The organism is Asticcacaulis endophyticus, from assembly GCF_014652575.1.
GTDB lineage: Bacteria > Pseudomonadota > Alphaproteobacteria > Caulobacterales > Caulobacteraceae > Asticcacaulis > Asticcacaulis endophyticus.
Genome location: NZ_BMZB01000001.1, coordinates 448,719 through 473,412, shown reverse-complemented (window position 1 = coordinate 473,412; position 24,694 = coordinate 448,719). Strand labels below are relative to the sequence as shown.

At 57.1% G+C, this 24,694-nt stretch carries 24 protein-coding genes; 18 read left to right on the top strand and 6 right to left on the bottom strand.

Going from position 1 to position 24,694, the window contains the following annotated elements:
* Nucleotides 1-86 precede the first annotated feature (86 nt).
* The gene (locus IE102_RS02200) at nt 87-1,040 is read right to left on the bottom strand and encodes an isopenicillin N synthase family dioxygenase (protein ID WP_189484737.1); all 954 of its coding nucleotides are present in this window, start codon (nt 1,038-1,040) and stop codon (nt 87-89) included.
* Nucleotides 1,041-1,285: 245 nt separating this feature from the next.
* On the opposite strand from IE102_RS02200, the gene IE102_RS02195 reads away from it, so the two are divergent.
* From IE102_RS02195 to pseI, 6 genes are all read left to right on the top strand, one after another.
* On the top strand, nt 1,286-3,088 hold the full coding sequence (locus IE102_RS02195; RefSeq protein ID WP_189484736.1) for a S1C family serine protease: 1,803 nt from the start codon (nt 1,286-1,288) through the stop codon (nt 3,086-3,088).
* 173 nt (nt 3,089-3,261) lie between these two features.
* Nucleotides 3,262-3,927: a YiaD family glycine zipper/OmpA-like lipoprotein gene (locus IE102_RS02190; protein ID WP_189484735.1), complete on the top strand. Its 666-nt coding sequence runs from the start codon at nt 3,262-3,264 to the stop codon at nt 3,925-3,927.
* 45 nt (nt 3,928-3,972) lie between these two features.
* The gene (locus tag IE102_RS02185; protein ID WP_189484734.1) at nt 3,973-4,734 is read left to right on the top strand and encodes a WecB/TagA/CpsF family glycosyltransferase; all 762 of its coding nucleotides are present in this window, start codon (nt 3,973-3,975) and stop codon (nt 4,732-4,734) included.
* A gap of 54 nt (nt 4,735-4,788) precedes the next feature.
* Nucleotides 4,789-5,841 carry a UDP-N-acetylglucosamine 4,6-dehydratase (inverting) gene (gene pseB / locus IE102_RS02180; protein WP_189484733.1) on the top strand — a complete coding sequence of 351 codons (1,053 nt, stop codon included), beginning with the start codon at nt 4,789-4,791 and terminating at the stop codon, nt 5,839-5,841.
* Between the two features lie 5 nt (nt 5,842-5,846).
* Entirely contained in the window at nt 5,847-7,052 is a 1,206-nt protein-coding gene (gene pseC, locus IE102_RS02175; protein WP_189484732.1) for a UDP-4-amino-4,6-dideoxy-N-acetyl-beta-L-altrosamine transaminase, read from the top strand.
* Nucleotides 7,049-8,098 carry a pseudaminic acid synthase gene (gene pseI, locus IE102_RS02170; protein ID WP_189484731.1) on the top strand — a complete coding sequence of 350 codons (1,050 nt, stop codon included), beginning with the start codon at nt 7,049-7,051 and terminating at the stop codon, nt 8,096-8,098. Before pseC ends, pseI begins: the two co-directional genes overlap by 4 nt.
* Here pseI and IE102_RS02165 read toward each other — a convergent pair.
* From IE102_RS02165 to IE102_RS02150, 4 genes are read right to left on the bottom strand one after another with little or no spacing between them, the layout of a single operon-like run.
* A complete protein-coding gene (locus IE102_RS02165) occupies nt 8,095-8,814 on the bottom strand; it encodes an NYN domain-containing protein (protein ID WP_189484730.1) in 720 nt (239 codons plus the stop codon). The genes pseI and IE102_RS02165 overlap by 4 nt on opposite strands.
* A 34-nt stretch (nt 8,815-8,848) precedes the next feature.
* A complete protein-coding gene (gene pseF / locus IE102_RS02160) occupies nt 8,849-9,565 on the bottom strand; it encodes a pseudaminic acid cytidylyltransferase (protein ID WP_189484729.1) in 717 nt (238 codons plus the stop codon).
* Nucleotides 9,562-10,485 (bottom strand): phytanoyl-CoA dioxygenase family protein, encoded by a 924-nt coding sequence (locus IE102_RS02155; RefSeq protein WP_189484728.1) that lies wholly within the window; start codon nt 10,483-10,485, stop codon nt 9,562-9,564. The genes pseF and IE102_RS02155 overlap by 4 nt, the downstream gene beginning before the upstream one ends.
* A 2-nt stretch (nt 10,486-10,487) precedes the next feature.
* Nucleotides 10,488-10,709 (bottom strand): acyl carrier protein, encoded by a 222-nt coding sequence (locus tag IE102_RS02150; protein ID WP_189484727.1) that lies wholly within the window; start codon nt 10,707-10,709, stop codon nt 10,488-10,490.
* Between the two features lie 146 nt (nt 10,710-10,855).
* Between IE102_RS02150 and IE102_RS02145 the strand changes: the two genes are divergently transcribed.
* The 9 genes from IE102_RS02145 (at nt 10,856) to IE102_RS02105 (ending at nt 18,333) form a co-directional block, all read left to right on the top strand.
* Complete coding sequence (locus IE102_RS02145) at nt 10,856-11,920, top strand: 3-oxoacyl-ACP synthase III family protein (protein ID WP_189484726.1); 1,065 nt, start codon at nt 10,856-10,858, stop codon at nt 11,918-11,920.
* 2 nt (nt 11,921-11,922) lie between these two features.
* Nucleotides 11,923-13,017: an aromatic ring-hydroxylating oxygenase subunit alpha gene (locus tag IE102_RS02140; protein WP_189484725.1), complete on the top strand. Its 1,095-nt coding sequence runs from the start codon at nt 11,923-11,925 to the stop codon at nt 13,015-13,017.
* Nucleotides 13,014-13,805 carry an SDR family NAD(P)-dependent oxidoreductase gene (locus IE102_RS02135; protein ID WP_229807525.1) on the top strand — a complete coding sequence of 264 codons (792 nt, stop codon included), beginning with the start codon at nt 13,014-13,016 and terminating at the stop codon, nt 13,803-13,805. Before IE102_RS02140 ends, IE102_RS02135 begins: the two co-directional genes overlap by 4 nt.
* Complete coding sequence (locus tag IE102_RS02130) at nt 13,802-14,641, top strand: alpha/beta fold hydrolase (RefSeq protein WP_189484724.1); 840 nt, start codon at nt 13,802-13,804, stop codon at nt 14,639-14,641. Before IE102_RS02135 ends, IE102_RS02130 begins: the two co-directional genes overlap by 4 nt.
* Nucleotides 14,642-14,651: 10 nt before the next feature.
* Nucleotides 14,652-15,674 carry a ketoacyl-ACP synthase III gene (locus IE102_RS02125; RefSeq protein WP_189484723.1) on the top strand — a complete coding sequence of 341 codons (1,023 nt, stop codon included), beginning with the start codon at nt 14,652-14,654 and terminating at the stop codon, nt 15,672-15,674.
* Nucleotides 15,674-16,687 (top strand): UDP-2,4-diacetamido-2,4,6-trideoxy-beta-L-altropyranose hydrolase, encoded by a 1,014-nt coding sequence (pseG, locus tag IE102_RS02120; protein WP_189484722.1) that lies wholly within the window; start codon nt 15,674-15,676, stop codon nt 16,685-16,687. The genes IE102_RS02125 and pseG overlap by 1 nt, the downstream gene beginning before the upstream one ends.
* Nucleotides 16,688-16,689: 2 nt before the next feature.
* Nucleotides 16,690-17,274 carry a GNAT family N-acetyltransferase gene (locus IE102_RS02115; protein ID WP_189484721.1) on the top strand — a complete coding sequence of 195 codons (585 nt, stop codon included), beginning with the start codon at nt 16,690-16,692 and terminating at the stop codon, nt 17,272-17,274.
* A gap of 46 nt (nt 17,275-17,320) precedes the next feature.
* Complete coding sequence (msrB, locus tag IE102_RS02110; protein WP_189484720.1) at nt 17,321-17,791, top strand: peptide-methionine (R)-S-oxide reductase MsrB; 471 nt, start codon at nt 17,321-17,323, stop codon at nt 17,789-17,791.
* Nucleotides 17,792-17,967: 176 nt separating this feature from the next.
* Nucleotides 17,968-18,333: a hypothetical protein gene (locus IE102_RS02105; protein ID WP_189484719.1), complete on the top strand. Its 366-nt coding sequence runs from the start codon at nt 17,968-17,970 to the stop codon at nt 18,331-18,333.
* Nucleotides 18,334-18,417: 84 nt separating this feature from the next.
* On the opposite strand, the gene IE102_RS02100 is transcribed toward IE102_RS02105, so the two are convergent.
* Nucleotides 18,418-19,848, bottom strand: coding sequence for an aldehyde dehydrogenase family protein (locus IE102_RS02100; protein WP_189484718.1), 1,431 nt, complete (start codon nt 19,846-19,848; stop codon nt 18,418-18,420).
* Between the two features lie 338 nt (nt 19,849-20,186).
* Between IE102_RS02100 and IE102_RS02095 the strand changes: the two genes are divergently transcribed.
* The 3 genes from IE102_RS02095 (at nt 20,187) to IE102_RS02085 (ending at nt 24,692) form a co-directional block, all read left to right on the top strand.
* A complete protein-coding gene (locus IE102_RS02095) occupies nt 20,187-21,347 on the top strand; it encodes a DegT/DnrJ/EryC1/StrS family aminotransferase (RefSeq protein WP_189484717.1) in 1,161 nt (386 codons plus the stop codon).
* Nucleotides 21,348-21,552: 205 nt separating this feature from the next.
* Complete coding sequence (locus IE102_RS02090; RefSeq protein WP_189484716.1) at nt 21,553-22,854, top strand: ammonium transporter; 1,302 nt, start codon at nt 21,553-21,555, stop codon at nt 22,852-22,854.
* 389 nt (nt 22,855-23,243) lie between these two features.
* Nucleotides 23,244-24,692: an NAD(P)-dependent oxidoreductase gene (locus tag IE102_RS02085; RefSeq protein WP_189484715.1), complete on the top strand. Its 1,449-nt coding sequence runs from the start codon at nt 23,244-23,246 to the stop codon at nt 24,690-24,692.
* Nucleotides 24,693-24,694 lie beyond the last annotated feature (2 nt).

The following is a 24,694-nucleotide window of genomic DNA, read 5'->3' as shown; positions in this document are numbered from 1 at the left end:
TGTACTTTAGAAGTGTAAAAAATCTCCTCCCTATGCCGCAGGCATGGGGAGGTGGATCGGCGCGTAAGCGACGAGACGGAGGGGGACTAGGTCAGCTTAATTTCGCGGAGACGTTGCTGGAGGAAATCTTCGGCAGTGATGGGGTCGGGGAACTGGTTGGGCCGGTCTGCGCTGATGCAGTTTGTGAGCGTCTCGATCACATAGGGCGGCTCGAAATGCAGGAAAAACGGCGTCGAATAGCGTGAGAAATCCTTACGCCCTTCGGCAGGATTGACGACACGGTGGATGGTCGACGGCAACATGCCATTGGTCAGGCGCGACAGCATATCGCCGATATTGATGACGATGCAGCCCTCCGGCGGGGTGATCGGCAGCCATGTCCCATCACGATCCTGAAGTTGCAAACCGGGCTCTTCGGCCCCCATCAGCAGGGTAATGACATTGATATCGCCGTGGGCACCGGCGCGCACGCTCATCCCCTCAGACGTCACCGGCGGATAATGCAGCAAACGTAAGACCGAATTGCCTTCGCGCACGGTGGGGGTAAAAAATTCCGGATCGAGTTTCAGATAGATGGCAATGGCTTTCAGCACCCGTTTGCCGAGGAAATCGAGCGCGGTATAAAGCTCCGACACATGGTCGCGAAAGCCGCTGACTTCGCCGGGCCAGACGTTCTCTAGCATATAGTCGCGGTAAGGGTGGCCATCGGGCAGGTCGCGACCAGTGTGCCAGAATTCCTTAAGGTCGTGGTGGCTGGCGCCCTTAGCCGTCTCAATGCCAAACGGGGTGTAACCGCGTTGCCCGCCGACGCCGACCTTATATTGCATTTTGGTTTCAGCCGGCAGGGCGAAAAACGCCTTGGTGTCATCAAGTGCCGCATCGACCAGAGTTTTATCCAGCCCCGCACCGTCCTTATCGAACAGGCCCGACAGCACCGCAAAACCATAACGCTCAAACGACGCCCCCAGACTTTGGGCAAAGGCGTCGATATCCTCGGCATAAAGGCTGATCGGCACGGGGGTGATGGCGGAAGCGGTCATGGGGAAAACCTGTCACAATAGATACGTGTTGGGTGGCTATGCCTTAATCCGGCATCGATTGGGGCGCAAGGGATGAAAATGCCGCACTTGCCGTGACGCGCGATCCATATTAACCCGCGTAATTCTATCACAGTCGCCCAAAACTTCGGCGGTTGAGGAAATTTTAATTGCGGGGCGGCTTTAACCATTGTTCATATCGGTTAAAGTCACAAAGTTTGGAATCGAAAGAGCCGTTGCGCATAGCCATGAGATTGTGGGCTCACAAACCCTTAGCGTCAAATATCCGCGGTCTTAGCGCCGGGGCGCTTCTGTGCGCCTTGTGGTTATCGCTGATGGCCGTGCCTGCCGTAGCCACACCTGCGGTAACTGAAGCGCCCGCTTCGGCCTCGACGGATCAGGTTCTGGCCGAAATGGTCGATCCGAAATTCCAGCCGATTAATTCGACCAAGGCGCTGAAATCGTCTGAGCAGTCGGTGGTGCGGGTGCTGGTGGTCTATCGCGGTTTCGGCGGTGTGCCGCTCGATGCCGTCGGCATGGGCTCAGGCTTTGTGGTCGCCCCCGGTTATATCGTCACCAATTTCCATGTGGTTGAAGCGCCGCCCGAAGCCTCATCGGCGGAAATCTATATCGTGCCGCATAAGGACACAGGCGCGGGCTATCAGCAGGTCGAACTGGTCAAATCGTGGACCGAAGGCGATCTGGCGCTGCTTAAAGCGCCATCGCTCAAAGTAGCACCCCTTAAGCTTTATCTGACGCCGCAAAAGAACCAGCGCATCATTGCCATGGGCTATCCCGGCGTGACCGATCGCTTGCTGAAACGCGGTGGGACGGAGCTTTTGGTGCCGGCGGATGCCTATGTGACGCAAGGGTCTATTGCCCTGTTTGCCTCGACAAACCCCGATGGCGGCCGGGTCGATACGCTGTTTCATACGGCCCCCGTCAATCCGGGTAATTCGGGTGGGCCGCTGCTTGATGAATGTGGTCAGGTCGTCGGCGTCAATACCTGGAGTGCGGCCTCATCCCTGTCGGACAGTGGTGATTTCGATGTCCCGGCAGGGCAATATGTCGCCACCCATGTCTCGGCACTCAATACCTTCCTGAGTTCGGCGGGCATTACCCCGCAGATTCAGGGTGAAGCCTGTTACGCCAAGTCCGAGGACGAAATCTCCAAGGACGATGCCCTGACCAAGGCGCTGGCGGCGGCGGCCGAAGCCCAGCGTCAACGGCTGGAGCAGGCCAAAAAGGCCGAAGCCGCTTCGGCCCTGATGGATCAGTTGCAACTGGCGGCGTTGGTGGTTTTGTCCGTATTGGTACTGGTGCTGATTGTTGTGCACATCCGCCGTGAGCGTGAGCATAAGGAAAAAGCGGCACCGACGGCCTATGCGCCAGAGCCCGATACGACGCCGGAAAGTGCGGACGCCAAGCCGTTGCACCTGAAAACAACGCCGGCCAAGGTGCGCATCAAGCATCCGTTCCCGTGGGGCTGGACATTGCTTGGGGTGTTGGTGGTCATACTGGCCATGGTGTTTGTGGTGCGCGATTCCGGTCTGTGGGCACGGCATAATGCCAAGAAAGCCGCCGCTGAGACCGCGTCCGAAGGTCTGGTGCGGCTGGCCTGCGAGGTCGATAAATCCGCATCGCCCCGTCCGCTGAGCGGGGCAGGGCCGACCGAGTTTGAGTTCGAGGCCTCGCGCGCCTGCGTCAATAACCGCACCCCTTATGAGCGTCAGGCGGATGGGTCATTGCTGCGCTTTACGGTTAGCGACTCTGAGCCTTTTGCGGCTAAACTCGAACTGTCCAAAGACGGGCTAAGGTTTAAACGCAGCGATTACCGCCTGTCACCGGAGGCCCATCAGGCCTATGTGTCTCAGCGTACGGCGCTTGGGACTTTGCGGTGCGCATCACCGGATAATACCGGGCAGCAGGCGGCGTTGAAAGATAATCTGCAAAAGGTGCGCACCCTGGCGCAGTCTTACCTGACGGCGCAACCAGAGACCCAGACCGTATGGCGTTGTCATAAAACTGAGGCTGCCAAGGCCGTAAACTAACATCCTCATTGGCTTTTGATGGCTGGCTTATGGCGCCCTTATTTTTGGGTCGGTCATCGGCATTGGTTGTTTGCGACGTTCATTCTAGGTTCAGCAAAACTGGAATAGTTTCAGCTCATATCCGCTTCAACCCATGAATGGCGGAAGGTCTGAGCTTAAGGGAGAGTTTAAGCATGAAAAAAGTTCTGTTAGGTTTCGCTGCGACCGGTATTTTGCTGGCGGGCTGTACGACCACCGACCCAAACACGGGTCAGGTGGTGCGTGATAACACCAAAACCAATGCCATCATCGGTGCGGCCGTCGGTGCTGCGGCGGGTTATGCCACCAACACCAATAAGGGTGAGCAGGGCCGCAAAAACGCGATCATCGGTGCCGGTATTGGTGCGCTCGGTGGTGCCGCTGTCGGCAACTACATGGATAAGCAGCAGGCTGAACTGCGTAAAAAGCTGGCCAATACCGGCGTGACGGTCGATCGTAATGGCAATGTCATCACCCTGAACATGCCGTCCGACGTGACCTTCCCCGTCAATGGCGATCAGGTTGATACCCGTTTCTACAAAGTTCTTGACGATGTTTCGGGTGTTCTGAAAGATTATCCGTCGACCTATATCGATGTGATCGGCCACGCCGATTCGACCGGCGCTGATGATTACAATCAGGCCCTGTCGGAGCGTCGCGCCAATTCGGTGGCCAACTATATGTCGAGCCGCGGCGTCGCTTATCAGCGTATCTATGTGGCCGGTGCCGGTGAAACCCGTCCGATCGCCTCAAACGATACTGAATCGGGCCGCGCTCAAAACCGTCGCGTCGAAGTGACTTTGCGTCCGGTTGAGCAGTAGGTTTAGGCAGTAATTTTTAAATACCTCTAATCTATAACAGGCGGCATGACACCCTCATGCCGCCTGTCTTTGCTTGGAGCCGAAGTCGATGCCGTCACTCCCGATGAGGTGATGTCGGCCATCGCGCAGTCAGTGACCGCAAAACGCCAGATGGTGATCGCCAATCATAATCTGCACAGTCTTTATCTGTTTCATCGCCGCTCAGACATGCGGGCCTTTTACGATAAGGCCGACCTGATCGAGATCGACTCGACGCCCATGATCCTGTGGGGGCGGTTGCTTGGCAAAGACGTATCGCGGGCCCATCGCTGCACCTATCTCGATTTTCGCGAAAGCTTCTGGGCGCGGGCGCAAAGTGAGGGCTGGCGGGTCTGTCATGTTGGCGGTGCGCCGGCGCATAATCCGCTATCGAAGGCAGCGATCCTTAAACGCTTCCCCCAGGTTCACCTAGACATGCACACCGGTTATTTCGATGTGACGGGCGCTGATAATGAGCGGCTTTTGGCCGAGCTTGCGGCTCAAAAACCGGATGTATTGTTGGTCGGCATGGGAATGCCGCGTCAGGAACTCTGGATACTCAATAACCTGAAGCGACTGCCTGAGTGTGCGATCATGCCGATCGGGGCGGCTTTCGATTATGAGGCCGGTGTCATGTACACCCCGCCGCGCTGGACCGGGCAGATGGGTATCGAATGGCTGGTCAGGTTTTTCCATGAGCCGAAGCGTTTGTTCAGCCGCTATTTCCTGGAACCGTGGGTGTTGATCCCCCATGCTATGAGGGATTTAATGAGGCGAGATCGGCGTTAACCACGCCTTAAGCGCACCACAGCATCATGCGCACATGTAACTGGAGTTTCGACCATGTCCGCACCGTTATACCGTGATTTTGCCCCTCAGATGGACCCCGTTCAGGGCAAGGTCGTTCTGATCACCGGTGCCACCGGATCGTTCGGGCGCAAGATGGTCATGACGCTGCTGCGGGATTATGATCCGAAGAAGGTCATCATTTTTTCGCGCGATGAGCTTAAGCAATATGAGATGCGCGCCGAACTGGAAGAGATGTTCCCCAAGGAAAAAATCTCTCGCCTGCGCTTTTTCTTAGGGGATGTACGCGACCGTTTGCGGCTGGTTACGGCGTTTCGCGGGGTCGATATCGTCATCCATGCCGCCGCGCTGAAACAGGTGCCTGCGGCGGAATATAACCCGTCCGAATGTATCGCCACCAACGTCAATGGTGCGGAAAATGTCGTTTCGGCCTGCTTGCAGACGGGTGTGCACCGGGTGGTCGCACTCTCGACCGATAAGGCCTGTTCACCGATCAATTTGTATGGCGCGACCAAACTGGCGTCGGACAAGATTTTCGTGGCCGCCAACAATATGGCCGGCGATACCGGCATCCGGTTCTGCGCCGTGCGTTATGGCAATGTCATCGGCTCACGCGGGTCGGTGGTGCCATTGTTTAAGCGCCTGATTGCGAATGGTTCCAAGACCCTGCCGATCACCGATCCGCGCATGACGCGGTTCTGGATCACGCTTGATCAGGGGGTGAATTTCGTTTTGTCGTCGTTAGAGCTGATGCAGGGCGGGGAAATTTTCGTGCCGAAGATTCCGGCGACCCTGATGACGGATCTGGCCACCGCCATGGCCCCTGAGCTTGAGCAGCCCACCGTCGGCATCCGGCCGGGCGAAAAACTGCATGAAGTCATGATCTCCGCCGATGATGCCCGCTCAACTTTTGAACTGGATGACCGGTTCATAATTGAGCCGGAATTTGCCGAATATACCCGCAAAAGCTTTGCCAAGGTACGCGGGGCAAAGCGCGTGGCGGAGGATTTCTATTACGCTTCCGACGTTAATCCTGAGCGGCTGGACATCGACGGCATCAAGGCGCTTTTGGCCGCCTACACGGGGTAGGGGCGATGTTAAGCCAGCCGTTTTTGGCCTATGGCCGCCAGTCGATTGATCAGACCGACATCGATCATGTCATTGAGGCCCTGAAATCCGATTTTCTGACCACCGGGCCGTGGGTGGAACGCTTTGAGCGCGAACTGGCCGCCTATGTCGGCGCGAAAGAGGCGGTGGTGGTCGCAAACGGCACGGCGGCGCTGCATCTGGCCATGCTGGCTTTGGGGGTAGGGCCGTCCGATGTTATCATTGTACCGTCGATTACCTTTGTGGCGTCGGCCAATTGTGCGGCGTTCTGTGGCGCAAAGGTGGTGTTTGCCGATGTCGATCCCCAAACAGGCCTGATGACCGATGAGACGTTTGAGGATGCGCTGAAGATCGTGCAGCGTGACTATAGCGAACTGCGCTTTGCCGGTGTGGTGCCGGTGCATTATGCGGGTCGTCCGGTGGCGCTGGATCAGATCGCGGGCCGCTGCGCTGAGTTAGATGCCTTTGTGGTCGAAGATGCTTGCCATGCGCTCGGCACCGTCGATAAGGGTGTCATGACCGGCGCGTGCCAATACTCCGATATGGCCGTGTTTTCCTTCCATCCGGTCAAGACTCTGACGACTGGTGAAGGCGGGGCGATCATGACTAATGACTCCGAACTGGCGCGTAAACTGCGCAGCCTACGCAGCCACGGCTTAGAGCGCGATCCGACGCGATTTACCGGACTTGGCTTTGGTGACGACCGCGATAGCGGCGGTTGGGTCTACGAGATGCAGGCTTTGGGGTATAATTACCGTTTACCTGATCTGAACTGCGCGCTGGGGGTATCGCAACTCAGTAAGATGCCGCACTTTGCCGCTCGTCGCCGCCGGTTGGTTGAACTCTATCAGGCGGCACTCGCTTCGGCGCGCCTGCCGGTAAGCTGGGCACCGCCCATGCCGGACTCTGATCCGGTTTTTCACCTTATGGCGGTGCAGATTGATTATCAAAGCCTTGGTAAAACCCGCACTGAAATTATGTTTGAATTAAAAGCGGGCGGTGTCGGCACGCAGGTGCATTATATTCCTGTGCACCGCCAACCCTATTGGCAGCAGCACGCCCTTGCGCAACGCAACCTGCCCGGAGCGGATACCTATTACAGCCAAACCCTGTCCTTGCCGCTCTATCCAGACATGACTGACAACGATCCGGCGGCGGTGATTGCCATCCTGAAAGAGGTGTGCGGCCTATGAGTTATGAAATCGAGATCGCTGGACGCAAGATCGGGTCGGCTCATTCGCCCTACATAATCTGTGAACTGTCCGGCAATCATAACGGCTCGCTGGAACGGGCGCTGGCGCTGGTTGATGCGGCGGCGGAGACCGGCTGCGATGCCATCAAGCTTCAGACCTATACCGCCGACACGATCACCATGAAATCCGACCGGCCGGAATTTTTCATCGGCGGTGGGCCGTGGGAAGGCTACGGCCTGTGGGATCTCTATAACGAAGCGCACACCCCCTGGGACTGGCATGAGGCCCTGTTTGCGCGGTCGCGGTCGCGCGGTGTGACCATGTTTTCATCGCCCTTTGATGAAACCGCGGTTGATCTGCTGGAAGGGCTGGGGGCCCCGGCCTATAAGATCGCGTCGTTTGAAATGATCGATTTGCCGTTGATCGCCTATGCGGCGTCTAAGATGAAGCCCCTGATCCTGTCGACCGGCATGGCTAATCTGGCCGAAATAGAAGCGGCGGTTGAGACTGTGCGCAAATACGGCAATGGCCAGTTTGTGATGCTGCATTGCGTCAGCGAATATCCGGCCAATATCAACGATGCCAATGTGCGGGTCGTGCCTGATCTGGGGGCAAAGTTTCAGTGCCCGTCAGGCCTGTCGGATCATACTTTTGGGACGGCGGCGTCTATCGCGGCAGTATCACTGGGTGGGTGCGTGATTGAAAAGCATTTCACCCTGGCGCGAGCAGATGGCGGGCCGGATTCGAGTTTTAGTCTGGAACCGGCTGAGTTTACGGCGCTGGTGCGAGACTGCAAAGATGCCCACCGCGCCTTGGGGAGTGTGCATTACAACACTCTGGGGTCTGAGCGCGGCTCAAAGACCTTCCGGCGTTCGCTCTATGTGGTCGCCGATGTCAAAAGCGGGGAAGTGCTGACCAAGGACAATGTCCGCTCGATCCGGCCGGGACTGGGTTTGCCGCCGGTCAGACTGTGGGATGTGCTGGGTAAACGCGCCGCCCGCGATCTGGTGCGCGGCGAACCACTGACGGACGAGATGGTGGGTTAATGGCTGGCTTCGGTTAGTTTAAGCCGAAGACGGGAAATAGTGTCTGTTCCGGCTTTCAACTCAATTTCCACATAGCCGGGGCTAATCTTGTGCAGCAGCTTGCTTAAGGTTGCTACCGAATGTTCCTTACGCTGAGCCGCTACATATTCCTTACCGAGTTTTTGACTTAAATGCTGCCCCAAGACAGCCGGTGTAGTCCATCCGTCCTTTGAAGTTGCTATAATCGCAGCCTTTAGCTGCTGATTAAATGTAAGTGTGTCAGGTAGTATCGGCGTGGATTCGTTCCGGATTGGCGTGGGCAATGTTATGAATTGCGTGCAGGCTTCCCGAAGGGGAAGGGGGGCTTTATGTTCGCCAACGCCGTAAACCTTAAGTCCATTCTGCCGCAAACGTAATACTAACGGGGTAAAATCGCTGTCGCTGGTTAAAAGGCAGATGCCATCATATTTATGGCTATACATAAGATCCATCGCGTCGATGGTAATCGCGAAATCAGTGGCATTTTTACCCGTGCTGAATGCGAGTTGCTGAATTGTCTGAAGACCATGTTTCAGGACGATCTTTTTCCAGACGGAAGCGTTGTCACGCGTCCAGTCACAGTATAATCGGCGCACAGTACATGTGCCGTGGGTTTCAAGTTTACTAAGCGCGTCACTAATGTGCGCGGTTGGAAAATTATCACCGTCGATTAAAATAGCCAGATTAGCGGACTTCATTTCATAACTTTAGCGCGAAATATTTAATCTCTAGCTAAATCGATCCACGTCTCTTCAGCACTTCAAACGCCACTTCGGCGACGTCCCAATCTTCGGGGGTGTCGATATCGTGGACCAGATGGCGGGGCAGGATGACTGGCACGGAGACCGGTGAAAAGGCGATATGGCCATTAAGCCAGGCCTCGGTTCTACCCCAGTAGAACTGGGCGGCGTCGTGATAGGCAGCCTCTAAATCCTGCGAACGCTTGTTCAGGTTCTCCGGCCAGAACATATCGACGCTGCCGTCCGGCGTGCGTTTCAAGGCCCGCTGGATGGGGAAGGCAAAGGATGTGACGGAAAACGCAAAGGATTTGTTGTGCGCCAGCAAGGCATCATGGCCTTCAATCAGGCGTTCTACCTGAATGAACGGGGCGGTGGCGTAGATGCAGCAGGCCAGATCAAACTCGATCCCCCGCGCTTTAAACCAATTGATCGCATGGACCACGACGGCCCCTGTGCCGGTATGATCATCGGCCAGTTCGGGCGGTCTCAGGAACGGGATTTCAGCGCCGTATTCTTTCGCGACCTCAGCGATTTCGGCATTGTCAGTCGAGACGATCACCCGCTCAAACAGGCCGCTGTCGATCGCCGCGCGGACCGAATAGCTGATCATCGGCTGACCATGAAAGGGCTTGATATTCTTGCGCGGGATGCGCTTTGAGCCGCCACGGGCGGGGATAATGGCGACAGACTTTAGATTTGGAGCGCTCATCGCAGGAAAATCCGGTTGATATAGGGATCATAGCCGCCGGGATTATCCATAAGGGGCGCTTTCGGGCAGTGCGGTGAGGCGTAGAGATTATACTGGATGGCCAGTAGCAGACGCGGCTTATTGACCGGCAACTGGCCCTTGTGAAAACCATAAACGTCCTCAAGAAACCACGACCCGGCGGGGCCGGTAATGGCGGTGATGCGATCCGCGCCAAACGCTTCCGTAATGGCCGCATCGGTTTGGGCCTTACCGGTCTCTAAGATGCGGTCATGGTGGGAGCCGCGCACAAACATATGGGGACCCGCGTCGTCGTCAACTTCGGTCAGGTAGTAGAACACCTTGATGTTTTGCACACAGTCGTAATCGCGGTGAAAGCGCTGCACCCCCTTGGCGGTATGGCGCTGCGGGTATGACCAGAAGGCGCCGATATTATCGACCACCGGTTTACATCCCAATCGCAATTCCATCACCTGCAACACTTCGGGTCGGTTCATCAGATCGAGCATATGGGGGGCGCGCAGGGTTTCCTCTGCGGTGTAGTAGCCCATATTGATCTCATCTGCGGGCGGTGTGTCCCAGCCGAACGTGCCCACCTGTGGTCGGAACGGATCATGGCAGGGTGTGGCCTTGAAGTAGTCCACCACCTCATTAATCACATCGCCCGGTATGGCCGGTTGTACCGGGGTCAGGCCGTCCTGTTGCAGGGCTTGGCATAAGCCGCGGGCCGTATCGGACGGGGCAAAATCGGGAGTTTTGGGTTTTAAAGCTGCGATCATTGCCGACACGCCGCCGCGCTCAGGTAAACCCAGAACCGGCAAAAGATCATAGGCGATATGGCGCGGGTCTGTGCGGGCGCGCTCAGAAAACCGTTTCAGGGACGGCACGCGGGTCCTTAGCCGTTCTGAAAAGGTCGGGGTCATTTTTAAAGCCCTGCGAGGTCTGCCAGATCGTTGAGGGTTTTGGCTTGCTTCAATTTTTCATTATCGACGATCCGGTCGAGGTCTGAATCGACCATGGCCACGAACGAGATAACCGCCAGACTGTCCCAGTTGCCTAGGGCATCAAGCGTTTCATCACCTGTAAGACCAGTCGTCTCGGTTTCAAGTATTTCCGCAACGGCGGCGAAAAAAGCGGGTTTGTCCATGTACGGTACTCCGGTAAGGCCTGCACGAATCGGCGCGTGCGGCTAAGTTGATCAGGTCACAGGGAATATGGTTTTCGTCAATATTTGCTTAAAACTTGCTAACTAAGGTTAACGCGACATCGTCCCAAACCCGACGGAGGGCCGGCATGACTTCAGCCCGTTTAAGCGGCATTGCAATCAAGGGCGTGCGGGTGTGCGTGCCGAAGGATATCCGCCGCCTTGAGGACGAAGGCCTTTTTCCCGAAGCCAAAGACCGTGACCGCCTGACCGGCTCGATCGGGGTGATCGAGCGCCGGGTGGCGGCTGAGGGTGTAACGACGTCTGATCTGTGTGAGCGGGCGGCTGAGAACCTCTTGGCCGAACTGGGCTGGGCCAAGGATAGCATCGATGTGCTGATCATGGTCACCCAAAGTCCCGATTTCGTCATTCCGGCGACCGCCTGCACCCTGCAAACGCGAATGGGCATCGGCAACTGTCTGGCTTTTGATATCAACTTAGGCTGTTCGGGTTATCCCTACGGTTTGTGGACGGCAGCCAGTTTACTGAAGACGCTGACGGTTGCGGGCAGACCCGCCCGCGCGTTGGTTCTGGCCGGGGATATTTCGACCGTAAAGCTGCTGAAAGACGATAAGGCGACCGTGCCTTTGTTTGGCGATGCCGGATCGGCGACGGCGCTGGAGGTCGATGACGCCGGCGGTATCTGGCACGGTGTGTTCGGCACGGACGGATCAGGCGCCGAGCATATCATGGTCAAGGCGGGGGCTATGCGCCGCTCACTGGTGCCGGCCGATGAACCCAAATCGCCCGAAGACCAGGCCGCCCTTTATAAGGAATCGCGCCTGCATCTGAACGGGGCGGAGGTGTTTAACTTCACCTTGCGGGCCGTGCCGGCGCTGGCGAAAGAACTGTTTGAGACGGCGGGTATTACGGCCGATGATGTTGATTATGTCGTGCTGCATCAGGCCAACGCCTTCATGCTCAATCACCTGCGTAAAAAAATAGGCCTTCCGGAAGAGAAGGTGCCGATAGCGCTGGGCGCTTATGGCAACACGTCATCGGCCTCGATCCCGCTGGCTATGGCGTCGCATCTGTCGGATGAACTGACAAAGCCGCAGCGCATGGTCATGATGGGCTTTGGGGTGGGCTGGTCGTGGGGAGCGATCAAGCTAGATATGACGGCGATCCGGGCACCCCAGATCGACGAATACTGAACATGTTTGACGGGCTCTACAGCGGCTTTACCTCTGACGTTTATCTCAGGCCCGACGTGTTCGAGGCCGAGATGGAACGGGTATTTGCCCCTTCGTGGTTGTGCCTGGGCTTTAGCGATGATCTGCAAAACCCGAACGATTTCATCACCCGTCAGATCGGTAAGACCAATATTGTCGTGCAGAATGTCAAAGGCACATTACGGGCCTTTCGCAATGTCTGCACCCACCGGTTTTCGCGTATCCAGTGTGAGGCGAAGGGTAACCGGCCACTGACCTGCCCCTATCACGGCTGGTCGTTTGATGGCGACGGCACGCCGGTGGGTGTGCCGCATAATGCCAAAAGCTTTGACCTGAGTGACGATGACCGGCAGTCCTTACGGCTTGAGGCGTTTGCGCTTGAGACCTGCGGTCGATTTGTGTTTGTGCGCATGGCCGCGGACGGGCCGGATCTGCGCGGGTTCTTGGCTGGGTTTTATGACATCCTTGAGCATTTGAGCGATACCTGCCCGGAGCGGTTTGATAGCCATCAGGCGTTTTGGGACTTTAACTGGAAGCTGGGTGTGGACAATGCCGCCGAAGGGTATCATGTCCCTCTGGTGCATCCTGAAAGTTTCGCGGCCATGTTAAAGCCCGATCTGCGCCTGACGGCTGAGGGTGAGCACGGTTATTTTCTGGGCGATTTTCGCGAACAGTCGGTGAAATGGTGGGCCGGCGTCTCCAAGGCCATCGGATTGCAGACCACGCCGCGCTATCCCGAATATGCCTGTTTTCTGGTCTTTCCCAATTTGGTCATCAATATGAGCTGGGGTGGCTTCTATTCCGCCCTGATGTTTGATCCGATCGGGGTGGATGCCACCGCGGTCAATGCCGGGCTGTTTCTGGGCCGCAATAAGGGCGGGGCCGCCCGCGACATGATCGTGGCGCAGCTTAAAGAGTTTTCCGATAAGGTGCGGTCCGAGGATCACGGCATCTGTGCCAAGGTGCATCTGGGGCTGACATCGATGGCCACGCCGCGCGCACCTTTGTTAGGTAAGATGGAAGATGCTTGCGCCCATTTTCATGCTGTCTATGCCAACCGAATGAAGGGGGCCTTATGAGCGATCTGATGCCGACACAAAATCTGGCGCGTGAACCGTTCAATCCTATGTCGCTTGAGGGGCGGACCATTCTGGTGACAGGGGCCTCCAGTGGTATCGGTAAGGGCACGGCTATCTATCTGGCCAAGCTGGGGGCAAAGGTCATTGCGTCCGGCCGTAATGCCGAAAGATTGCAGGAAACGCTGAATGAGATGCCGGGTGAGGGCCATGTCGGGCGCGTGCTCGACCTGTCGCAACATGAGCTGATCGTGCCGTGGATGAAGGAAATGTGCGCGCTTTATGGCCCCTTAAACGGTCTGGCACACTGTGCCGGTATTCAGTCGATGCGACCGCTGCAAACGGTAAATCTCGATTATATCCGTGAGGTGTTTGACGCCAATCTGACGGCAGCGCTGGTGCTGGCGCAGGGTATGCGGCTTAAGACGTGCCATACGCCGCAGGCCTCATTGGTGTTTGTGGCCTCAACCTCGGCCTTGCGCGGAGCGTCCGGCAATTCGGTCTATGCGGCGTCAAAAGGCGGTATGGCGGCCATGACGCGCAGTCTGGGGATCGAGTTGGTGCGCGACGGTCTGCGGGTCAATTGCGTCGCCCCGGCGCTGGTGGATACGCCCATCGCCCATGCCTACCGTAAGCTGACCGAGGATGGCTATCAGCGCCTGACCGCCGCCCATCCGCTGGGCATCGGATACCCTGAAGATGTCGCCGCCGCCGTGGCCTTTCTGCTGGCCGATACCTCGCGCTGGATCACCGGGTCGATCATGGCGGTCGATGGGGGCCTTTTGGCATGACCGCCGTGACTGCGCCCAAAGCCCCGTCCCGGCGCCTCAGTTTGTCGTTGAACTCCGATCATAGCTGTGCGCCGCTCAGTTATCTGGAAATGGGTCGTGCAGACGGGCCGGTGCTGGTCTTTCTCCATGGATTGGGGGCGGATTGTCTGGCCTGGCATTACTGTCTGCCCGCGTTTATGGCGCGCTACCGGATCATTGCGCTCGATCTGCCGGGGCATGGCCGGTCGGGACACGAGGTTGGCGACGGTGATGTCGCGTTCATGACTGGCTGGCTGGACGAAGCCTTGACCCTGCTGAAAGTGACCTCTGCCCATGTGGTCGGCCATTCGATGGGGGCCAAGCTGGCCTTGGGTCTGGCCCATCGTCACTCAGAACGGGTGCAGTCCCTTAGCCTCATCGCGCCGGCGGGCCTTGGCGGGCCTTTTCATTACGAAACCATGGATGCCTATCTGGCCGCACCATCGCTAAAGACCGCACATGATCTGGCCCGGTTTCTGGTGGCCGATAGCCACGCCCAGATGGTGCCCGCCCTGGCGCAGGCGCTTTTTGAGGCGGTCAGTAATCCCGAACGTCAGGCGGCTTTTGCTAAGCTGCTGGAGACTGCCAAGACCTTTGGCGTAGCGTTATCGCCGGAATGGCGTGACTGGACGCGGTTGCGCTGCCCCATACAGTTTATCTGGGGCGATCAGGACCGTCTGACCCCGTTGCGTGAGGCGGCCTATCTGCCGGTGGATGCCGCCATTCATGTCCTGCCGGACGTGGGGCACCTGCCCCATGTCGAGGCGGGGGCGATGGTCGTGGCGCGCTTAAAAGCCTTTCTGGAAACGGCAGTATAGGGGTGCGGTCATGGTCACATTTGTAACCCGCGCCCCAGCCCTCAGAGGCATAGTCACGGCCATGCCGGCGCATCAGGAATCGAACCACGATCTGTCGGGTCTGTTTGGCGAAGAGATGGTGGATAAGATCATCCGGGCGACCGGCATTGAGACCCGTCCGGTTTCAGACGGACTGCTCATCAGCGATATGGCGGTGGCCGCCGCACAAAATCTGATGGATGGTCTGGGCTGGGACAAGGACAGCATTGATCTGTTGGTTTTGGTAACCCAGACGCCGGACTATCCCTTACCCGCGACCTCCTATGTGGTGCATGGCCGACTGGGCCTGCCGATAACCACCGCGACCCTTGATCTACGTCTGGGATGTTCCGGCTTCGTCTATGCCTTAAGCATCATATCGTCGATGATGGCGGCGGGCGGCCTCAAGCGGGCCCTGCTGCTCGGTGGCGATGTCATCAACAGCATGATTGCCGATGATGACCGGGCCTTGCGACTGCTGTTTGGCGATGCGGTGGCGGCCACGGCTTTGGAAGCGTCAGATGACGATCATCAGATTGGCTTTGATCTAGGGGCCGACGGCACGGGTGCGCCACATTTGATGTCGGAAACCGGCGGGGTGGCCCATCCCGGTGATCCGCGTCTTTATATGGACGGGGCGCGGGTACTGTCGTTTTCCCTGCGTCAGGTGGCGCCATCGGTGGCACGCGCGTTGGCGGCGGTGGGTTTGGCGGCTGACGACATGGACCATGTTATCCTGCATCAGGCCAATGCCATGATGATCCAGTCTCTGGCCAAGAAGATCGGTCTGCGTGACGAACAGGTGGTGGAGGTGGTCAGGGACTACGGCAATACCGGCCCGGCCTCCATTCCGCTGGCGATGTGCGAGACGTTCCATCAGGCGACATCGAAAAAGCCGGTCAATCTGCTGCTGAGTGGGTTCGGTGTGGGCTGGTCGTGGGCGTCAGCCGTCTGGCGCACCCCTCTGCCGCGTTATTGCGATATCATCCGCCTGCCGCATAAGGATCAGCCATAATGGCGCGACTGTGGATCAGAACCGAAGCCTCGCCCACCTTGGGGCTTGGCCATTTCATGCGTTGTTTTGCGATTGCCGAAGCCGCCCGTGCGCACGGATGGAAGGTCAGCTTCATCCTCAATGAGGCATCAAGCGCCGCGCAAAAACATATGGCGGCCATTGGCGCCAACTGGGTGCAGGTGCAAAGCCGGATCGGCTCTCAGGCGGATGGGGTCGCGTTGCGCGTACTGATTTCCAGTCATCACTGGCTGATCATCGACAGCTATAGCGCGACGCCTGACTATATTGCCGCCATGTATGATCATTGCCGGGTACTGGTTATGGATGATCTGGCTAAACTCAGCCATATCCGCGCCCATATGGTGGTCAATGCCGCGGCGGCGGCCAAGACCTTACCCTATGACGATATAGCCCCCAAGGCGATTACGTGTCTGGGGCCGCGCTATGCGCCGATCCGGGCGGAGTTTAGCCGCGAATACCCAAAGTTCGATCAGGAGGGGTTTATTGCCCTCATGTTTGGCGGGTCAGATCCTAAAAACCTGACGTGTCAGGCGCTCAGTCATCTCTACCATGAAATGTTCCCGATGATCGGCCAGCGCGTGCCGATCCGCCTGATCGCTGGCCCCGCCAATCCGCACATTGAGGCGTTATCGGCCCAGATCGCGGGCATGGAGCAGGTGTCTTTGCATGTGGCCCCTGATAGTGTGGCCGAAACCCTCAACGGTGCGGCTTTGGTGGTAACGGCGGCAGGCGGCAGCGTCGGAGAAATCGCCGCTCAGAACCTGATGGCGCTGGTGCTGATTGTGGTCGATAATCAGGTCATGTCGCTGAAATCCTCACCCTATCCGGTGATGGATGCGCGCTCAGGTTTGCCGGATGACTTCGCGCAGTGGGTGGCGACCTTTCTGATGCATCCTGAAATTTGTCAGGAAACCGCCACGCGCGCCAAGGGCCTGATCGACGGGCAGGGGCCGCGCCGGATTGTTGAGATCATGAACGAATTGAGTCTCTGACCATGACCTACGCACACATGTCGTTTCGCGAACCGACGATTGATGACGCCCAGATGATACTAGACTGGCGTACGGCGGATCATGTCGCACCCTATATGCTGACGGTGGTGGACTATGACCTAGATAAACAGCGGGCATGGATTGAGCGCAGCAATGCCCGCGCTGATTACCATCACCGGCTGATCCTGATTCATGGCCGGCCGGTCGGCTATACCTCGATTACTATTGTCGATATGGATGAACGTATTGGTGAAATCGGCATCTATATGGGTGAGCGCGACGTGCCGGGCGACCTGACCATGTATAATTTTGTGCCGACCCTGAACCACGCCTTTTTTGCGTTGCGGCTTACCAAGCTGGTCAACCATATTGCCGACTGGAACCCGCGCGTCATCAAGGTTCAGAAATATAACGGCTACCGTCAGATCGGGGTCGAACCCGGCAAGGTCGTCAAGGACGGTATCGCGCGCGATCTTTATGTGTTTGAACAAACCGCCGAAGAATGGGCGCAGTTTCGGCGCAAATATCCGGATACGCGCGACTGGGATGGGGTTGCGCGGCCTGATCCCTTACCCGTTACCGATTGAGATTTAACGACGCGGGCCTATATAGGTATCACATAGGAGAGCAAATATGGCCCGTTCATCGTTAGGTTTTGATCTGACACCGCCGACAGAGGCGCAATACAAAGCGCTGGCGGCTAAACTTGATCCCGAAGCCGTGCGCATCTTGCTCAATCATGGTACGGAACCGCCGTTTTGCGGTAAGTTCGATGAATATGAGGATGAGGGCATCTATACCTGCGCTCTGTGTCACCTGCCTTTGTTCCGGTCGCGCGCCAAGTTCCATTCCGGTTCGGGCTGGCCAAGCTTTTATGAAGGCATTGATGAGGATCATATCCGCAATATTCAGGATCGCTCCCACGGTATGGTGCGCACCGAAATCCGCTGTGGCCGTTGCGATGCCCATCTGGGCCATGTGTTTGAGGACGGCCCGCGGCCGACCGGCCTGCGCTATTGCATGAATTCGGTCGCTATGGATTTTGTGCCGGATGGCGAGGCCTTACCCGATATGCTGGAGCGGGATGATCCGGCGCAAGTGTAAATATAATCCGTATACAGATTAAAATATTCCGTTCAAAATAGTGTGAAATTGATCCGTATTCGGATTTATTTTTGTTGCTAAGTCTCTAAAAGAGCGCATGATTTCATAACAGTCTTGGGAGGACTGTGCCGAACTTTCGGCTTTCACCCGATAAAACAAAAAACGGGAGTGAAATCATGTTTAAGTTAAATGCAGTTCTCGCGGCTGCGGCCTTTGGTGTGCTTACAGCTTCAGCGGCTTTTGCCGAATGTGACATCGTGCAGGGGCAGCAGGTGGGTAAGGCCATCACCCGCGCCACCCAAAAAGACCTGTCGGGAGTGATTACGCCGGCCCGCAAGCCGGTGATCGACATTCTTAAGTGCGAGGGTGGCGGCAGCCGGTTTGAGGCGACCTTCCGTTATTCGCAAATAAACAGCGACGGCCAGACGGTCTGGATCGAAGGCAACGCCAAGGGCCAGAACGATACGGTCACAAACCTTGAATACCGCAAATCCAGCCCTCAGCTCCAGTCCAGAATTGAGCCGCGCAAGGGTAGGTTCTGACTAAAAAAGCGGCCCCGTTTCCGGAGCCGCTTTTTTTGTATCTGGGGCTTGGGGTTGTGACCCCAAAACCTTGAACCTAAAGCTTTAAGCCGAAGTATAGGCCGTCTTGACGATGGTGTAGAATTCCTTGGCATAGGCGCCTTGTTCGCGCGGACCATAGGAGGAACCCTTACGGCCACCGAACGGGACGTGGTAATCAACACCGGCGGTCGGCAGGTTGACCATGACCATACCGGCTTCCGAGCGGCGCTTGAAGGTTTCGGCCGACTTGAGTGAGGTCGTGCAGATACCGGCCGACAGACCAAACTCGGTGTCGTTGGCGACCTTGATGGCTTCTTCGAGATCCTTGACGCGGATGATAGACGCGACCGGGCCGAACACTTCTTCTTTGTTGATCGACATGGCCGGGGTGGTTTTGTCGATCAGCGTCGGGGCGTAATAGTAGCCGGGTGTGCCAAAGGTCAGGTCTTCGCCGCCCGACAGGATTTCAGCGCCTTCGGCCTTGGCCTTGGCAACCGCGTCCTGAGCGATCTTGAGTTGTTCCTGAGAGGCGATCGGGCCCATCTGAACGCCATCAGCGCGGCTGTCACCAACCTTGATCGCTTTGGCGGCTTCGGCCAGCTTGGCCACAAACGTGTCGGCAATGCCCTCAGTCACGATGATACGCGACGAGGCCGTGCAGCGGTGGCCGGACGAGAAGAAGGCCGAGTTCAGCACGGAATTGACGGCGACGTTGAGGTCAGCATCGTCAAGCACGATGACCGGGTTCTTACCGCCCATTTCGGCCTGAATACGCTTGCCCTTCGCTACAGCCTGATCGCGCACACGGGTGCCGGTCGGCACCGAGCCGGTGAAGGAGATAGCGTCACAGCCGTCGATCAGCAACGGGCCAGCGACCGAACCGCGGGCAAACACGACATTCAGCACGCCCTTGGGCAGGCCAGCGCGGGTCAGGATATCCGCCAGTGCCCAGGCACAGGCCGGGGTCAGTTCGGCAGGCTTACAGACAACCGTGTTGCCAAACGCGATGGCCGGAGCCATTTTCCATGCTGGAATAGCGATCGGGAAGTTCCACGGGCAAATCAGGCCAATAACGCCGACCGGCTCACGGGTGATCTCGACTTTGACGCCGGGACGCACAGAGTCGAGCACTTCGCCGTGGGCGCGCAGGGCTTCACCGGCAAAATATTTGAAGATATGACCGGCGCGGGTGACTTCGCCGATACCTTCCGGCAGGGTCTTGCCTTCTTCGCGCGACAAAAGCGCACCGAGTTCGGCCTTACGGGCCAGAATTTCAGTGCCGGCATTGTCGAGCACGTCGAAACGCTGCTGCGGCGTTGAAAACTGCCAGGTCTTAAAGGCTTCGCGGGCGGCGTCGATGGCCGCTTTGACTTCCGCTTCACCGGCGGTCGAATAGGTGCCGATGATGTCGTTGGTATCGGACGGGTTGATGTCGTTAAAGGTGTTGCCCGTTACGACCCATTCGCCGTTAATCAGGTTGCCATATGTGGTCAAAGTCCGCTCTCCCGGAGTGTATGAAAATCTTTTTAGCTGCACACGAAATGTTAGCGCTAACTTAGGGGCTCTGTGGTCGCGCAAAAGCCGCTTTACGTCAACCGTCTCTCGCAAAAAAGTGAAAAGTCCGGCTAATGTCGGCGCCTGCGCAGCCGTGACCTCTATATAGAGAAAAGTCCGACAAATTAAAGGGCTGATTTCATAAAATCGTATACGAAATTTTCACCCAAACCCCCTTTTTGGATTGAAATGTTGGGTAATGCCTTTTGAGGTGCGTACGCGCCATAACCTGATAAATGACAGGTGCTGAATTTTCAGGCTTTTTATGAAGGCGTCCTATGGCTATTCCGTTTATCGACCTCGGCACCCAACGCGCGCGTATCGGCGCAAAGATCGAAGCCGGTGTGCTTAAGGTCATTGGTCATGGCGCCTACATCATGGGGCCGGAGGTCAAGGCCTTTGAAGCCGATCTGGCGACGTTTGCCCAGTCAAAACATGCCTTGAGTTGCGCGAATGGCACCGATGCCATTGAGCTAATCCTGCTGGGGCTTGGGATTGGCGCGGGCGACGCCGTGTTCGTTCCGGCCTTTACCTTTGTGGCGACGGCGGAGGTCGTGCCGATGACCCGCGCCGAGCCGGTGTTTGTCGATATCGACGCCCGCACCTATAATATTGACCCGGTCAAGCTGGAGGCCGCTATAGAAGCCGTGATCGCAGAGGGACGCCTCAAGCCTGCCGCCATTATCGCCGTCGATTTGTTCGGCCAGCCTGCCGATTATCCGGCGCTCAAACTCATTGCTGATAAATATGGCCTGCCGCTGATTTCCGATGCAGCGCAAGGCTTTGGCGGCACGATTGACGGCAAACAGCCGCTTGAGTGGGCGGTGGCGACCGCGACCAGCTTTTATCCGGCCAAGCCGCTCGGCTGCTATGGCGATGGCGGAGCGGTGGTCACCAATGATGATGTTTTGCAGGACCGGCTGATTTCTTATCGTGTCCACGGTGGCGCGACGGCTGCAGATGCGGCGGCAGCCAAGTTCGAACATGAAACCAAGTACCTTAATGTCCGTATTGGCATGAATTCGCGTCTGGATACCATTCAGGCGGCGGTTCTGATTGAAAAACTGGCCATCTTTGCCGAAGAAATCGAGCTGCGTCAGGTGGTTGCTAAACGCTACAATGAGGCGCTCGAAGGTTTTGTGACCAGTGTGCCCTATGTGAAGGACGGCTATGTCTCGACCTGGGCGCAATATACGATTGAGCATGAAAATCGCGATGGTTTGCAACTGCATTTGCGCGAAAAGGGCATCCCCACGGCGGTCTATTATCCAATCCCGCTGCACCAGCAACCGGGTTATGCAGGCTTTACCTCCGGCACGCGTAACCTTTCGGTGTCTGAGGCCAAGTCGAAGACCGTGATTTCCTTACCGTTTTCGCCTTACCTTACGGCCGAAACGCAAAACGAAATCGTCGAGGCGATAAAATCCTTTAAGGGTTAAAATGCATCGCGGCACGCAATAAAATGACTCTGTGGCGGTAAAATTTGTCACCAAAGCCATTTTTGCAGGAAAAATTTTGACACGGAATTGACAAGGCGTCAGTATATATGCTTGAGAAAAACAGCGATGCCTTCGCGTGTGCAAACGTGCGGATCATGAGGCGAAGCGCTAATTCTTTCAGGCTTGATACGGGGATATATCGGGAATGACGGCTACACCCGCCACGGATGCGATGGTTGCTGCGGCAAATCCTGAACCGGTTTTGGCATTGCTGGCCCATCAGGCACAGCTTGCGCTCGATCCGGCGGCAACCGTGTGGGTGCTTATCTCGACTGCCCTTGTGCTATTGATGACCCTGCCGGGTCTTGCGCTCTTTTACGGCGGCATGGTGCGTAAGAAAAACCTGCTGGCAACCCTGGCCCAATCAGTGGCCGCGACCATTCTGGTCTCAGTTCTATGGATCGTGATCGGCTACAGCCTGTCATTCGGCGTCGGCCCGAATGAGGGCTGGAACAAGGTTTTGGGCGGTTTCCAAGTCGCCCTCCTTTACGGGGTCGGCATGGATACGGCCTATAAGGCCCTGCCCGGACTGCCTGAATATCTATGGGTGGTGTTCCAGATGACCTTTGCGATCATCACGCCCGCCCTGATTGCCGGGGCTTTTGCTGAGCGCATGAAGTTTTCGGCCTTTCTGCTGTTTGTCGGTCTGTGGCACCTTTTGGTCTATGCGCCGGTTTGTCACTGGGTATGGGGCGGCGGTTTCTTAGGCGCTATGGGTGTGCTTGATTTCGCCGGTGGCGCCGTGGTCCACGTCAATTCCGGGGTCGCCGGTCTGGTGTGCGCCTATGTTTTAGGTCAGCGCCGCGGTTACGGACGTGATAACATGGCCCCGCATAATCTGGCCTTTACGATGATCGGTGCGTCCTTGCTGCTGGTCGGCTGGATTGGGTTTAATGGCGGTTCAGCTCTGGCGGCAGACTCGCTGGCGGCAGTGGCCACGCTCAACACTATCCTTGCGGCCATGACCGGTGCGATCGGCTGGATCATTCCGGAGTGGATCGAGCGCAAGCAGCCCACGGTTTTGGGCATGATCACCGGCCTTGTGGTCGGTCTGGTGGCCATTACGCCGGCGGCAGGCTTTGTCGATCCGCGCGGGGCGATGCTGATCGGCCTGATTACCGGCCCGATTTGTTTCGTAGCCTCGACCGCGATCAAGAAGGCCATGAAATATGACGACAGTCTGGATGCCTTTGGGGTGCATGGTGTCGGGGGTCTGGTGGGTGCGCTTCTGACCGGGATTTTCGCCACGACGTCGGTGAATGCTCTGGCTGAGGGTGCCAATATCGGCAAACAGGCGCTGGGTCTGGTGGCCGTGATTATCTGGTCAGGTGTGGTGACGTTCCTTATTCTGATGATTTGCAAATACATGACCGGGCTGCGGGTCACCGAAGAACAGGAAATTGAGGGTCTCGACAGCACGCAGCACGGAGAGACCCAGCACGGATAGAAGCAAGCCACATTTTCCAAAAGGCTTGGGCGTTTATCCTCCCCCTCGCGTTTTGGCTCCGCTTTTGGCAGTCAGGCCGGGCAGAGACCAGAACCGAGGGGGTTCGCATGTTTGGGCTATGGTTCTTGAAAAAGATATTCGTTCGCATTCGGACGAAGTCTCTGACGGGAACAAAAGGCAAACTGGTATCCTGTGATACTAAGTGGTCTAATGCTGATAAAAATCTCACCCACGGGTGAAATCTTTATCTAACTTGGTTTTTGTGCTTTTTATTTGTCAGCAATTGCGCTTTCACCCAAACGCTTTTGCTGAACGTATCAGGCGCAGTGAGACAATAGTTTTTGGGGTCGGAGGTGTAAACGCTTCCGACAGGTTTTGGAGGTTTAACAATGACGGGCGAAACGAACCGCTTTGTTGTCGAAGTCCGGCGCACGCCGCAGAAGCATGATGCGAAAACCCGCATTAATAACTTCTCGGAAATTTACGCCGATTTCAAACCGGCCCAGGCCACGACCCAGTCTTCGCGCTGCGCGCAGTGCGGTGTGCCGTTCTGCCAGTCGGGTTGCCCTTTGCAGAACAACATCCCTGACTGGCTGCGCATGACCGCAGAAGGCCGTTACGAAGAAGCTTACCTGCTGTCGTCGGCGACCTCGACCCTGCCGGAAATTTGCGGTCGTATCTGCCCGCAGGATCGCCTGTGCGAAGGCTCCTGCGTGCTGGAACAATCCGGTTGGGAAAACGTCACTATTGGTTCCGTTGAGCGTTTCTTAGGCGATATGGCGTTTGAGAACGGCTGGATCGAACCGATTGTGCCGGTGCAGGAGCGCGGACAGAGCGTTGGCATCATAGGTGCTGGCCCTGCCGGTATCGCCGCGGCTGACCGTCTGCGCACGCTCGGATACAAAGTCACCATCTATGACCGCTATGACCGCGCCGGTGGCCTGCTGACCTATGGTATCCCGTCGTTCAAGCTAGAGAAAGAGGTCGTGTTGCGCCGTACGGATCGCCTCGCGCAATCGGGCGTCGAATATGTCATGAACTGCGACATCGGCAACGACGTGTCGTTTGAAGAACTGCGCGAAAAGCACGACGCCATCCTGATCGCCACGGGCGTCTATAAGACCCGCCGCCTGAGCGTGCCCGGTTGTGGCTCGCAGGGCGTGGTCATTGCGCTCGATTACCTGACCGCGTCGAACCGCGTCGGTTTTGGCGATAATGTACCGGACTATGTGTCGGGCCGTCTGAATGCCGAAGGTAAGAACGTCATCGTCATCGGCGGTGGCGATACGGCTATGGACTGCGTGCGTACCGCCACTCGTCAGGGGGCAAAGTCTGTCACCTGCGTCTACCGTCGTGACCGCGCCAACATGCCGGGGTCTGACCGCGAAGTGTATAACGCCGAAGAAGAAGGCGTGAAGTTCGAATGGCTGTCAGCGCCGATGGCCGTGCTGGGCGATGCCGAGACCGTCACCGGCCTTAAGGTGCAGCGTATGCGCCTGACCACGCCGGACGCGCAAGGCCGTCAGGGTATCGAAGATATTGCCGGTGCCGAGAACGATCTGCCGGCCGATCTGATCATTGAGGCGCTGGGCTTTGAGCCGGAAAACATTCCGGTCATGTTCAATGAACCGGGCCTTGAGGTCTCCAAGTGGGGTACGATCAAGACTCTGGCCGGTGAGTTCCAGACCCTCGTGCCCGGTGTCTTTGCCGCCGGTGATATTGTGCGCGGTGCATCTTTGGTGGTGTGGGCTGTCCGTGAAGGTCAGGACGCCGCCGCTGATATCCACCACTATCTGCAAACCCAGTTAGCTTTGTCTCTGTCGGAGGCTGCGGAATAAGA